Source organism: Methanobrevibacter arboriphilus (assembly GCF_019669925.1).
Classification (GTDB): Archaea; Methanobacteriota; Methanobacteria; order Methanobacteriales; family Methanobacteriaceae; genus Methanobinarius; species Methanobinarius arboriphilus_A.
Genome location: NZ_AP019779.1, coordinates 1607079 through 1621226 on the forward strand (window position 1 = coordinate 1607079; position 14148 = coordinate 1621226).

11 protein-coding genes are annotated in these 14148 nt (G+C 24.9%); 5 read left to right on the plus strand and 6 right to left on the minus strand.

Going from position 1 to position 14148, the window contains the following annotated elements; translation table 11 throughout:
• Positions 1–318: 318 nt before the first annotated feature.
• The 3 genes from MarbSA_RS06850 to MarbSA_RS06860 all read left to right on the plus strand — a co-directional run bounded on the left by MarbSA_RS06850 (position 319) and on the right by MarbSA_RS06860 (position 3531).
• Positions 319–1140, plus strand: coding sequence for a succinylglutamate desuccinylase/aspartoacylase domain-containing protein (locus MarbSA_RS06850; RefSeq protein ID WP_244987860.1), 822 nt, complete (start codon positions 319–321; stop codon positions 1138–1140).
• 293 nt (positions 1141–1433) lie between these two features.
• The gene (locus tag MarbSA_RS06855; protein WP_221061253.1) at positions 1434–2684 is read left to right on the plus strand and encodes an adenosylhomocysteinase; all 1251 of its coding nucleotides are present in this window, start codon (positions 1434–1436) and stop codon (positions 2682–2684) included.
• Between the two features lie 85 nt (positions 2685–2769).
• Positions 2770–3531 (plus strand): DUF2119 family protein, encoded by a 762-nt coding sequence (locus MarbSA_RS06860; protein WP_221061254.1) that lies wholly within the window; start codon positions 2770–2772, stop codon positions 3529–3531.
• Between the two features lie 275 nt (positions 3532–3806).
• Here the strand turns inward: MarbSA_RS06860 and fen are convergent, their stop codons facing one another.
• From fen to MarbSA_RS06885, 6 genes are all read right to left on the minus strand, one after another.
• Positions 3807–4796, minus strand: coding sequence for a flap endonuclease-1 (gene fen / locus MarbSA_RS06865; RefSeq protein ID WP_054835423.1), 990 nt, complete (start codon positions 4794–4796; stop codon positions 3807–3809).
• A gap of 246 nt (positions 4797–5042) precedes the next feature.
• On the minus strand, positions 5043–5603 hold the full coding sequence (locus MarbSA_RS06870) for a chorismate--pyruvate lyase family protein (protein ID WP_221061255.1): 561 nt from the start codon (positions 5601–5603) through the stop codon (positions 5043–5045).
• A gap of 70 nt (positions 5604–5673) precedes the next feature.
• On the minus strand, positions 5674–6930 hold the full coding sequence (gene hacA, locus MarbSA_RS06875) for a homoaconitase large subunit (RefSeq protein ID WP_054835424.1): 1257 nt from the start codon (positions 6928–6930) through the stop codon (positions 5674–5676).
• A gap of 49 nt (positions 6931–6979) precedes the next feature.
• Complete coding sequence (locus MarbSA_RS06880) at positions 6980–8155, minus strand: homocitrate synthase family protein (RefSeq protein WP_054835425.1); 1176 nt, start codon at positions 8153–8155, stop codon at positions 6980–6982.
• Positions 8156–8413: 258 nt separating this feature from the next.
• Positions 8414–8548, minus strand: coding sequence for a hypothetical protein (locus MarbSA_RS10435; RefSeq protein ID WP_269316537.1), 135 nt, complete (start codon positions 8546–8548; stop codon positions 8414–8416).
• Positions 8549–9030: 482 nt separating this feature from the next.
• Complete coding sequence (locus MarbSA_RS06885) at positions 9031–10206, minus strand: argininosuccinate synthase (RefSeq protein ID WP_221061256.1); 1176 nt, start codon at positions 10204–10206, stop codon at positions 9031–9033.
• A gap of 1793 nt (positions 10207–11999) precedes the next feature.
• Between MarbSA_RS06885 and MarbSA_RS06890 the strand changes: the two genes are divergently transcribed.
• The gene (locus MarbSA_RS06890) at positions 12000–12767 is read left to right on the plus strand and encodes a succinylglutamate desuccinylase/aspartoacylase domain-containing protein (RefSeq protein WP_221061257.1); all 768 of its coding nucleotides are present in this window, start codon (positions 12000–12002) and stop codon (positions 12765–12767) included.
• Positions 12768–13144: 377 nt separating this feature from the next.
• Complete coding sequence (locus MarbSA_RS06895) at positions 13145–13972, plus strand: metal-dependent hydrolase (RefSeq protein ID WP_082397976.1); 828 nt, start codon at positions 13145–13147, stop codon at positions 13970–13972.
• Positions 13973–14148 lie beyond the last annotated feature (176 nt).

A 14148-nucleotide genomic window follows, 5' to 3' on the forward strand; every position in this document is an offset into this window, starting at 1 on the left:
ATATATTTAATATATATGATAAATTGTTTATATTATATATAATTATAATAACTATTATAGAAGTATAATAACTGTTGTATATACTATATAGAACTATAATAATTTTTTTTATGTATTATATATAATATAATAATCATTGTATATATCATATTGGCCTATATTAATCATATTGGATTAATAAGTATTATACATATTATAAATAAATATTGTAAGATTTATTAGTTATAATAATTATTGATTATATATTTGCTATGTAAACTATCATACAACAATTATCATTTTATAAATTAATAAAAGCTTAAAGATGGGGGACTTTAAATGAATAACAATAAAAAGATTTTAATTTCTATAATAATTATTCTACTTATATTAATTTCTTTAACTACTATTTATTTTGTTTTTTTGGATAAAAATTTAGTAAACATTGATTATATTAACTCTGAAAATGGAGATGATGTTAATAAAAATAATGTTTTAAGATCTAATATTATTATGCATAATCATTCTAATTTAAGTTTAGCTATGATTGATTCAGCTAAAAATGGAACTCCGGTCATTCAATTTGGGAATGGTGGGGAACCAGTAACATTTATTGTTGCAGGAGTTCATGGAAACCAACTTCCTCCTCAAATAGCTGCAATAAGGCTTATTGATTATTTGGATAATAAAAAAATTCATGGAACTGTTTATATTGTTCCATTTGCAGCTCCTAATCTAACTGCCAATAATGAAAAACTTTTGAATGGTCAAAATCTCAATACTGTTGCTGATGAAGTAGGAACTCCTTCTAATGATATTGTTACATATGCTGTTAGTAGAAATTCAACTTTTGTTGGTGATTTTCATTCAACAGCTCCTGGTGCTGTGCCTGGACATGATGTAATAATGTGTTCTAAATATCCAACTTATGAGAGCTATTTATTTGCAATTCAAATGACTAAATTTTTAAATGAGGGTATTGAAGTTCATGAAGTTGCAGGAGTTGATTATGAAGGGGCTATTGAAGATGTTTTAAATATGGGAGGTACTCCTTCAATTACAGGCTTATCTACATCTCCTCATGGTGAAATTTCTTCTGGAAGTGTTGAAACTTCTTTTAATCAAATGTTAGCTTTGTTAAAGTCTAATGGGAATATTTAATAATTTTAAAGTATAATAAATTTTTTAATTATTTATTTTATTTTAAAATTTTATTTTAATTATATATTTTTATTCTAACCCTTTATTTTTATTTCAATCACCTATTTTTTATTAATCATCTATTTATTTTAATTATCTATTTTTATATTCTAATCATTCATTTTTAATTCTATTTTTTGAAAATTACTTTCAAAATTATTTTTTGTAGTATTAATAATTATAGTATTAATAATTTTATATAAAATGAAAATAAATATAAAACTATATTAAGATTAATAATATTTGTGATTTTTATGAGTAAAGTAAGAAATATGAATTTAGCTGATGAAGGTATTAAGAAAATTAAATGGGTCCAAAAACACATGCCAGTTCTTGAACACATTAAAAAAGAATTTGAACGGACAAAACCTTTTGAAGGTATTACTATAGGTTCTTGCCTTCATCTTGAGCCTAAAACAATTAATCTTGGTTTAACTCTTCAAGCTGGTGGAGCTGAAGTTGCAATGACTGGATGTAATCCATTATCTACTCATGATGATGCAACTGCTGGGGGTGCAGCTCTTGGACTTAATATGTATGGTTGGAGAGAAGAAACCGAAGAAGAGTATTATGAAACTATAAATGATGTTCTTGATCATAAGCCTGATATAATCATTGATGATGGAGCTGATATGATATTAGTTCTCCACCAAGAAAGAAAAAAATTACTTTCTAATGTTAAAGGGGCTTGTGAAGAAACTACTACTGGAGTTCATAGATTAGAAGCTATGCATGCCGATAATGCTTTAAAAATCCCTCTTATAGCTGTAAATGATGCTTATACTAAATATTTATTTGATAATAGATATGGTACTGGTCAATCAACTTTTGATGCTATAATGGGAACTACTAATATGTTAATTGCTGGTAAAACTGTTGTTGTTTGTGGATATGGTTGGTGTGGTCGTGGTGTAGCTATTAGGGCAAATGGTTTGGGAGCTAATGTAATCGTGACTGAAGTTGATGCTATAAGAGCACTTGAAGCAAGAATGGATGGATATAGGGTCATGCCAACAAAAGAAGCAGTGAAACATGCTGATTTATTAATAACAGTAACTGGGAACATTAATGTTGTTAGTGGGGATGACTTTAAAAATATGAAAGATGGCTGCATGTTGGCAAACTCTGGACATTTTAATGTTGAAATCAACAGAAAAGATCTTGAAAATCAGTCTGTATCTATTGAAGAAGTTAGAGAGAGTGTTGAAGAATTCACTATGAAAGATGGAAGGAAAATTTATCTGTTAGCTGATGGACGGCTTGTTAATTTAGCTGCAGAAAGAGGACAAGGACATCCTGCAGAAATAATGGATTTAAGTTTTGCTGCTCAAGCACTTTCAGCTAAATATATAATCGAAAATGATCTTGATGTTGGAGTTATAAAATCTCCAGATGAGCTTGATTATAAGATAGCTGGTTTAAAACTCAAATCTATGGGTATTGAAATTGATAACTTGTCTGATCGTCAAAATGAATATTTAAATAATTGGCAAGAAGGAACTTAAATTTATTTATATTTCTTTCCTTTTTACAAACCTTTCTATAATTTTATACAAGATTTATACAAAATATATCTTATTTATATATTCTATGTCATATTATAGATTTATCGATAAAGGAAAAGGGCCTACAAAACTATTTGTAGGTGGAATTCACGGTCATGAAGGTGAAACTACTATTGATTTTCTTAAATCAATCTCTTATTCTGATTTTTCTAAGGGTAAAACTTTTATTTATAATTTTGATTATACAGAATATATCTCTACTATAAAAAAAGAATATTATGAAACTAAGATTGGTAAAACTATTATAAACCTTATTAAAAAACATAATCCTGATTTTTATATAGAACTTCATTGCTATAATATTAAAAATTATGAAAATCTGATTTCCCCAAATAGGCGTGAATCTCAAGGTGTTCCACCTCTTATTGATCTTGAGAATCATGTTTTAATAAGTTCTGTTTCTCCACTTATCAGAAAAAAATATTTTAAAATGGAAACTATTTGCAAAACTTTAGAAATTCCTTGTATTAACAAAAAGCTATATTGGAATGATTTGAGTAGTATAACTGAAGGCAATATAAATAAGAATGACATAGCTAAATATAATGTAAATAAAGATATAGCTAAGAATGATATATCTAAATATAATGTAAATGAAGATGATAATGTAAATAACTATAATCTAAATAAATCATTTAATACTTATTTAAAAATTATTAAAATATTATCTAAAGTAAAAACTAGGGATGAATTTCAAAGAATAATGATAAAAAAATATCCAAAACAAGTTGAACTAGCTGTAAAATATGCAAAAGAAATTTTTGGTGAAAAATTTCCTCCTTTTTAGAGATACTTTAACAAAAATCTGTTTTAATAAAATCAAAGAAAAATTAGTTTTAGATATTTATAAAATTAGTAATTATTCAAAATAATTATAGAAATATTAAAAATAAATGTATTGAATAAAATTTTGAAATAAAAATATTAATAACAAAAATATTAAGAATAAATATATTAAGAATAGTATTATTAAATTAGCTATCTTTATTAAAAAAGATATCTTTATTAAAAGAAATATTTTTATTAAAAATTATTTTGTTGATAAAATAAATGTCTCAATGATTACTTTCCAAACCAATCTTCAAGGCTTTTTTGAGTAGTATTTAGTTTTTCCATTTTTTTAACAGCACTAAGCACTCTTTCCTCAGAAAAATCATGCTTTTTACATAAAAAATCAACTATTTTAGTTTTATCAACACTTCTCCATTTGATACTATAATTTTTATTAATGTTTGGATTTAAAAAGATATTTTTGAGTTCTTCAAGATTCAAATCAAATGCAATGCCTTTTTCTTTTATATATTTTTCTATGCTTGAATTTTTAACTATTTTGAGGCCAGTTTTTGCACCAATACCTTTTATTCCAGGATTAAAGTCTGTTCCAACCATTATTGCAATATCAACTAGCTGTTCTCTTGTAATTTCTAATCTGTTTAAAACATTCTCAAGTTCTAGATATTCTAAATCAGATAAGTTTCCACTTATTGTGAGATTTCTAATGATTTTTTTAGCACCAAAAAGTAAACAATCATAGTCTTGAGAAGCCACTGCCCATGCATCTCCGTTTAAAACCATATAAGAAGCTTGAGCTTCTCCTTCTCCAAATGATTGAACATAAGGGATTCCCATTATTTCTAAAAGTTCTTTTGCAGATTCAAGGATATATGGTGACATTCGAGATGATCTTTTTGCAAACTTCATTGCTGTTTGTTCATCTCCTTTTTTAAGAGCTTCTTTCCATTTTTTTTCTGCATCTTGTCTTATTTCACGCCTTTCATTTATGGTGTTTTCTTTATACTCAGAGGGCTCTCCATCAAAGACATAAATAGGTTTGATACCTTTTTCAACTATATTTGAAGTTCTATATAATATTCCACTCAAGTGAGAGGTTATATTTCCATTTTTATCCATTAATGGTGTTCCATCAGCCTGACGAATACTTGATAAAAATTGATATAAAGAATTAGCTGCATCTATAGCTATTGTTCTACCATTTAAATCTTTGAAATTTATAATTTCTGGTTCTATAATATCTTTGAATTTAACTCCCATTAAAACACCCTTATGAACACTAATCTGAAGTTAAAAATTATTTTTCATGATTTATATTAGTTTTGTTTTATGTAATAATTTTAGATTTTATATTAATTTTAAACTTTATATTAATTTTAATATGTATATTATTATTTTAAATCTTATAATGATTTTAATTTTTTGTATTAATACTCTTATAAACAATATAAAGAATAAGAAATATAAAGAATATAAAGAATAAAGAATATAAAGACTTTATAGTTTTTAATTTTTATAATTCTTTAAAAATGAATCGATAGGGAATTTTTCTTCAATCCAAATCAATATTTCATCATTATGTATAATATGATAATCCCTACTTAAAAAATTAGCATTTGTTTTAAAAATATTTTTCAATTCTTCTTTGGGGGTTTTTTCAATTTGAACTGTTTGAATTTCTCTTCTAGATTCAATATTGTATTTTCTTAAAATTCTACCAATAGGAATATCTGCACTTATTAAGTCCTTTTTAAATTCTGATGTTAATCTTTTAATAGGAATATATGATGTTGCATAAATTAGGGGAGAATTATCGTTATACATTACAACAACACGATAGTTTACTATTTCACCTTCATCAATACTAAGAAGCTTAGCTATGTCACTATTAGCTTCTTGAAATTCCTGTTTCAAGGTTTTAATTTTAATTTCTCCCACTAAGACATCAAGTATTGTAGTAACAGAACCGTCTGTTGCTAAAAGTATTTTTTGGGTGTTTGATAATTTAGCACCTTTTTTTTCAAGATTTTCTATCTTATCAATAATTCTAAGCTCTTTTTTATTCATAAAATTCCTCAAATAATTTATAATTTATTTTCAATTTATAATATATTTTCAGTTTATAATCTATTTCAGCTTATAATATATTTTCAGGACTTTCTATATACCCTTTTATAACAGAACTAGCAACTACTCCTGCATTGGATAAATAAACTTCAGATTTAGGATCTCCCATCCTACCCTTAAAATTCCTATTTGTAGTGGATATGCTAACTTCTCCTTCACTTAAAACACCCATGTGTCCTCCTAAACATGGTCCACATCCAGGATTACAAATAATAGCTCCAGAATCCATAAATGTTTTAAGAATCCCTTTTTCCATAGCTATTTCATAAATTTCTTTTGAAGCAGGAGAAACAATTAGTCTAACATCAGGATGAACTTTTTTACCTTTTATAACTCTTGCTGCTTCTTTTAAATCCTTTAATCTCCCATTGGTACATGAACCAATAAAACCTTGGTCAATATGGGTTCCAATAACCTCTGATATATTTTTAACATTGTCTACATCATTAGGACAGGCAATTTGAGGTTCTATTTCATTTATATCAAAAGAAAATTCTTTTTCATATACAGAATCCTTGTCTGACCTAACTACATTTAATTGATCAATGGATTTATTAGTTCTCTCTGCAATATAATCTAATGTTAATTTATTAGGCTCCATTATTCCATTTTTAGCACCCATTTCAATTGCCATATTTGTAATTGTCATTCTAGAACTAACATCTAAATTATCAATAGTTTCACCACAAAATTCACATGCTTTATAAGTTGCTCCATCAGAACCTATATGGCCTATAACATTCAAAATAATATCTTTTGATGTTACATTAATTGGTAAATTGCCATTAATTTCAATACGATATGATTCTGGAACCATGAACCAAGTTTTACCAGTAGCATAAACCATAGCTATGTCTGTTGCACCCATTCCTGTCGAAAATGCTCCAAATGCTCCATAAGTACAAGTATGGGAGTCTGCACCAACAATAACTTGCCCGGGTTCTACAAGTCCTTTTTCAGGCAAAACTTGGTGGCATATTCCTTCACCATGTGTATAAAGATTTTTTATTCCTTGTTCCTTTCCAAATTTTCTCGCTACTTTATGAAATTCTGCAGACCCAATTGTATTTGGAGGAACAGTATGATCAAACACAATAACAATTTTTTCAGGGTTCCAGACTTTTTTAGCTATTTTTTCAAAAGTTTTAATTGCTGGAGGTGATGTACCATCATGAGACATAGCTAGGTCTACATCAATTTCTATTATTTCACCAGGTGATACATCATAACCTGCTTTTTTTGAAAGGATTTTTTCTGTAATATTCAATTTTAACACTCTTTATAATTTTCCTTAGAACCTTATTGAACTTCATGATTTAAATATCAAATGGCCCTCTAACTGTTTTAACAATATGATTGAAGACTTCATCATCAATGTATGTTCCTTCTTCTCTGTTCTTTTTTACTTCCTCTACAATCTTACAGAGTTCGTCTTTTGTAACTTCAACACCACATTGATCAAGTTTAGCCTTTACAGCTCTACAACCAGAATGTTTTCCAAGGACTAATTGGCGTTTTTGACCAACCATTTCTGGTAAAAATGGTTCATATGTAAGTGGCTCTTCAATAACTGCATCTACATGTATTCCAGATTCATGTCGGAATATGTTTCTTCCTACAATTGGTTTATTATTATGTACTGGGAGTTTTGTATATTTTTCAACGGTTTTTGATAACTCTTGTATGTGTTTTATCTTAAATCCTAAATCTATACCATAAATAATTCTTAAAGCCATTATTAACTCTTCAAGAGAAGTGTTCCCTGCCCTTTCACCAATTCCATTTATTGTAGTTGAAACTGCACTTCCTCCTGCAAGAAGTCCTGATATAGAGTTTGAAAGAGCCATGCCAAAATCATTATGACAATGCATAGCTATATCAATATTTAAATTTTTCTTAAGCTCTTTTACAAGAAAGTCCATTCCTTGAGGACTGATTGAACCTACTGTATCTGCAATATGAACTCGATCTGCTCCAAAATCTTCTGCCTTTTTATAAATTCTTTTTAAATAATCAAGATCAGTTCTTGTAGCATCCTCTGCAGAAAAAGCTACAAATAAACCATGATCTTTAGCATATTCAATAGAGTTCATACATACGTTTAATGCTTGTTCTCTACTTAAATGTAGCTTATGTTCAAGATGAAGGTCTGAAGTTGCCATAAACGTTATAACGCCATCTACATCACAATCAAGTGCTCTATCAATATCTTCTCTCTTTGTTCTAGCTAAAGATATGATTTGTGCATTCAATCCTTCATTAGCTATAGCTTTTACTGCTTCTCTTTCTTGATTAGATACAATAGGAAAACCTGCTTCTATTTGATGAATTTTAAGTTCATCAAGTTTTTTAGCTATCTCTAATTTTTCTTCTGGATTTAGGCATACATCAGGAGTTTGCTCACCATCACGAAGTGTTGTGTCGTAAATTGTGATTTTTTTTGGAAACTTTAATTTAGCTTCTTTATTAAAGGGACTTACATAATATTGCAATTAATTCACCTAAAATTGAAAATAAATATTTAGATAAAAGATATTTATACACTTAAAATATATTTACATAAATATATTTACATAATATTTTTATCTATTAATTTTGTAAAATTCAAATTACTAATTTTGTTTTATATTATTTATATTGTTTTTCTTTTTTTATATCATAATGTCTTTTATGGAGATGATATTTTGTATTAGTGTTCTATGATAATTATATAATAGTATTTAATAGTATTATATTTTATATCATTAAATTTATAGTTCATATCCACAAATAACACATTTAAATTTGCTTTTCCCTTTTAAAGATCCTGATTTTTTCATTTCTCCACCACAAAGTGGACATCTAACATCTTTATCCACAACAAGGTCTTTTACTTTATTGTTCATAAGTAAATATATATGATTAATTATATTAGTTTTTTTCTAATTATTCTTAAAAGCTATGTTTATTTTATTGATGAAAATTTCTTTTTTTATATTTATTCTTAGATTCGTTATTATATTCATTATTAAATTTATTCTTAGATTTATCATTGAATTCATTCCTATATTTACTATTTTATTCATTATACTATTTATAAATCCTATTTATTCGATATAACAAAATTTAAAAAACAAATTCAAAAATAAATGATTAAATAACAAAATTTAAATGATTAATGTTTCAATAAAATTTTAAAAAGTTAGAATGAAAATGAAAATAAACTCTATTATAATGATAAAAATATTAGAATATTAATAAAATACAAAAAATTGAAAATATAAAAATACAATAAAATAATAATAAATAAAAAAATAAATAAAAGAGTAATTAAAAGAATAAAAAGATAATTGAGGAAAATAAAAGCTTTTTAATAGAGCTCTTTATTTTATTTGTTTAATTTTTGGTAGATAGCTGCTTGAAGTCCATGGTGTTTAATCATACCTTCAACTTCTTTTTGATCGTTTTCTTTATCTTCAAAACTTATATGTTCAATATCATGTAAGCTGTAATCAGATTCTCGTGATAAAGGAAGAATTGATCCTTTGAAGAGTTTTAAAACTACTTTTCCAGTTACTCTTAATTGCATATTGTCAATAGCTTGATCCATATCATCTCTAAGAGGTTCTTGCCAAAGAGCATTATAAACTAAGTCTGCATATTTTGTACTCATGTATTCTGAGAATAATATTTCATCTTTTGTAAGAACTAATTCTTCTAAAGCTTGATGAGCACGAATTAGCAGTAATGCACCTGGAACTTCATAGATTTCTCTGCTTTTAAGGCCAATCATACGATTTTCTATTGTATCTATCCTTCCAATCCCACTTTCTCCAGCTATTTTGTTAGCTTCTTCTATAAGCTCAAAGAGTGGCATGATTCTTCCATCAATAGCTATTGGAACTCCTTCTTCAAATTCAATAGCTACTTTTGTAGGTCTGTCTTTTGCATTTTCAGATGATGCAGTCCATGCATAAATCTCTTCAGGAGGTTCATTAGCAGGGTCTTCAAGAATATCTCCTTCTATTGATCTTCCCCAAACATTCTCATCTATACTGTATATTTTGTCAGAAGAGATATGGATTCCATGTTTTTCAGCGTACTCTTGCTCTTCTGTTCTTGTTAAGTTTAAATCTCTAATTGGAGCAACTATATCAAAATCAGACATTGATCTAATTACTGCTTCAAATCTGAATTGGTCATTTCCTTTACCAGTACATCCATGAGCTATAGCTTTTGCATTTTCTTTTAAAGCTACTTCAATGATTTTCATAGCTATTAATGGTCTTGCAAGAGCAGTACTTAATGGGTATCCTTCATATACTGCATTTGATTTTATTCCTTTAGATATATATTCATTTGCAAACTCATCTTTAGCATCGATTGTGTAATGTTTTTTTACTCCAAGATTTTTAGCTGCTTCTTCTGCTTTTTCAACTTCTTCTTTTGGCTGACCAACATCTACACATGCAGTTACCACTTCTAAATCATATTCTTCTTCTAACAATTTAACACATACAGTGGTATCTAATCCACCACTAAATGCAAGCACTACTTTTTCCATTTAATTCACCATATTTTTGGAGTTTAATATTATTTTAACATTATAAATAATTAATCAATAAAATTATTGGATTCATTATCTTTAATTTAAAGGATTCACTACTTTTAATTTAAATATTTTTAGATTAAACAATTAAAGCTTAATTTTTATCTTATAATTTCGTTGTTATATTATAAGTTCATCATTAGTTAGTAAGTTAATTTAGCTAAATAATTTATTACTTTGATATTTAATTAATAAAGTAAAAAGTTAGTGAATAATAATATCATCAAATAAAGTATTAAATAATAAATTTAAAATACAATATTTTAAATTCTATCTATTATAATATTTAAAGATAATTAAATTAAAGATAATTAAATATTGATATTATTGTAATTATTAGGACTATTTGTATTATTTTGATTATAAATTAATTTAGGCTCTAAAATGTTTTAAATATTAAAAATAGTAGTTAATTTATAATAATTAATTTAATGTCTAGCTTTATAGTATTTAATTAAATATAAGACAGAAGAAAAGTCCTTAATTGGTATTTTATTAAAATAAAGCTGAGATGACACATTTGAGAGAACATTTTTACCAATTAAGGAATGAGACCTATTTTCTAAAATTTTATTTTAGGATGTTTTAGATTTCACAAGTATAAATTGTACTTCATATTATATAAATGTTTAGGCAAGCCTAAATTTTTATTCTTAATAGTTTTCTTATTAATAAAATTTTCTTATTAATAATTTTTATTATTATTTTATATAATTTTTTAATTAATTATTAGTATTTCTAATTATTCTGTATACTATTATTCTGTATACTGTTATTTAGTATAATATTATTCTAAGATACTGTTATTTAGTATGTAATTATTTAGCACATCAATATTCAATAGGTCATTATTCTATATATTATTATTTAGTATGATAATATTCAGTAAATTATCATTCATTATAATAATATTCTTTATTATAAATTATTATCATTATAGTATCTTTTATTATAGTATTAATAATATTAATCTATTTATTGTATTATTCATCATCTATCATAATAATTATTATCTAAAATCCTAGTATTTATTGTTTATTTATTAGTATGTCTTCAATAAGTTAATTAAATAGTATTAATAATGAGATTAATGATAAATCTAGAGTTGATATTTATTTTAATAAATCAGATAATTATTAAATTAAGCTATTTTTTGATTTAAATACTTATAGTATTAATTATAATGATATTTATAATATAATAACAAATACAAAAATAAACTTTTCATGAATAATAATTATATGTATATATCTTTAAAATTTATTTATTATTATTCTAAATATTTATTATATTCAATAGTAAATATTTAATAGTCTAGTTAATAACTAATTTATGAGTGATTTTACATATATTTATATTGCTATTTTATTCAATGAGAATGTATAATTTTATGACATGATGGTAGATTTTATAAGCAATTATGCTTGAAATACAATTTCGTGTATTTATAGAATATATTTAGATATGTTGTAAAAAATTTTTAAATAAGGATATATTATAGAATAGCTTTAAATAATCTATGAGTTAAGTTAATATAATCAATGCATCATATGTATTAAATATGTTTTAATTTATTGATTAAAATTGATTTATTATTACCTATTATATTGAATTTATTTATTTAACTTTCATTAATAATAAAATTCTAATGGGGGACTTATATTAAAGGCTATATAGATTTCAAAAATGAGAAAAAAGAAGATTTAATTAGTTCTGTAAAAATTGAATCTGATATAAAAAATTCTGGAATGTTTAATAGATCTAAATCAAATGATAGCTTAAAAATAGGTCGTATTTCTAATGATTCTGGAGGGTATATAGCTGCTAATAGTCAGATTTTTGAAAATATTCCAAATACATCTATATCAAGGAAAATTTTAAAGGAATCTATTAAAGGAACTCCTATAATTAAATTTGGCTCTTCTTCTCCAAAAGTCATGATAATTGCAGGAATTCATGGTAATGAATTGTCTCCTCAGATTGCTGCTATTAAACTTATTCATAAACTTGAAAAATTAGAAAAAGAGGATAAAATATCTGGTACTATTTATATAATTCCTTTTTCTTCTCCAAAATCAACAATGGATAATTCAAGATGGTTTAATGGCGTTGATTTAAATAGAATAACTTCTGTTAAAGGTTCTATAACTAATGAAATTTTATCTAAAATAAAAGAGTTCAATTTAAATTCTATTGGAGATTTTCATTCTACTTCTATAAATAGCATGCCAGGAAAGGAAGGAATCTTTTGTACAATGAAACCATCTCCTGAAAGTTTCCAAATTGCTAAGTATATTTCAGACTCTACAAAATCTGAATTACTTTTTTATAAAAACGCTGGAAATGCATATAAAGGAGCTCTTGAAGATGAGTGTAATATTGCATTAATTCCTGCAGTTACATGTGAAGTTCTATCACCTAATGGAATAGCTAAAAAAGAAGCATGGGAACGATCGTTAGATCAGATGGAGTATTATTTATCCTATTTTGGAATAATTTCAAAAGATTCAATTTAGTTCATATTAAATATAAATTTATTTTTTAAATATAAATTTAATCTTTAATTATAAATCTACTTAGATTAATCTATTAACTTAATTTATTGGTTTATTCTATTTATTTTAATCTATAGGTTATTCTATTTAACTTAATTTATTTATTCTATTGTTTTAATCTATAGGTTATTCTATTTAACTTAATTTATTGGTTTATTCTATGTTTTAATCTATATTTTATCTAGTCTATAGTTTATCCATTTATTTTAATTTTATATTACTTTTCAAATGCTCACAAAATTAATAAATATATTAAATATCAATCTTACTATTACCAATTATATTATTGGATATTATTGAGTATTATTTATTTCACTATTTAGTTAACTGGTGATTCTATTTCTTCTTATAAAGAACATGTTCTATTTGCAATTTTAACTTCATTGATATTCTTTCAAAATCCTATATCTATTGTACTTGTTATTATTGGTGCTAGTTTACCAGATTTTGATCATAATATCAAAAAGTTGAATGTATATAAAATGATCATTATAGGACTTATTTCTTTTATAATTCTCTATATAGCTAATTTACCTTATCTTGTAGGAATAATTTTCCTTATAATTCCAATTATTTTTTATTTTTCGAATCATAGGGGATTTACTCATTCTATTTTAGGAATATTTTTATTATCTTTACTGTTATCAATAGTTATCATTATGGGAATTTTTTTGATTTATCCTTCTTTAGAATATTTAGCTATAATGAACAACATTGAGAATTATTTTCTGGTTTCTACTGTTATAATTGTATTAGTATTAGGGATACTAACTATAAATAAAAATTTGATTGTTCCTTTCATAGTATTATTCTTATTGGGAATTATATTCTTACCAATTGAGTATTATTCGTTTTTCACTACATTTGATATTTCATATAATTTTATTAATTGGTTAATTTATTCTATAAATACGATAATCGGTATAAATCTAATAACAGATTTTAATTTAGTTTTTATCAATCAAATGATGATATGTTTCTTTTTGCCATTATTTTTAGGGTTTTTAACTCACCTTATTTTGGATTCTTTAACTCCTGCAGGTATTGAGTTATTTAGACCATTTTCATCAAAAAAAGTACACAAAAAATTTGCAGTAGCTTGTTTAATTCTTATTTTATTATTAGCTATTTTAAAATATTTTTTTACCTATAATTATTATTTTTGACTGATTTTTCCATAAATAAAGATATTTTTGAGATTTTTTATTTCTTTAAGATTTATTTAAAGGAATCATAAAGGAAAATTTTTATATACTTTAAAATTTAATTATTAATCATGACTAATTGAAATTGTCATTATTTGAAACATAAGATAATACTTTTTCATTAAAATAATAATAAT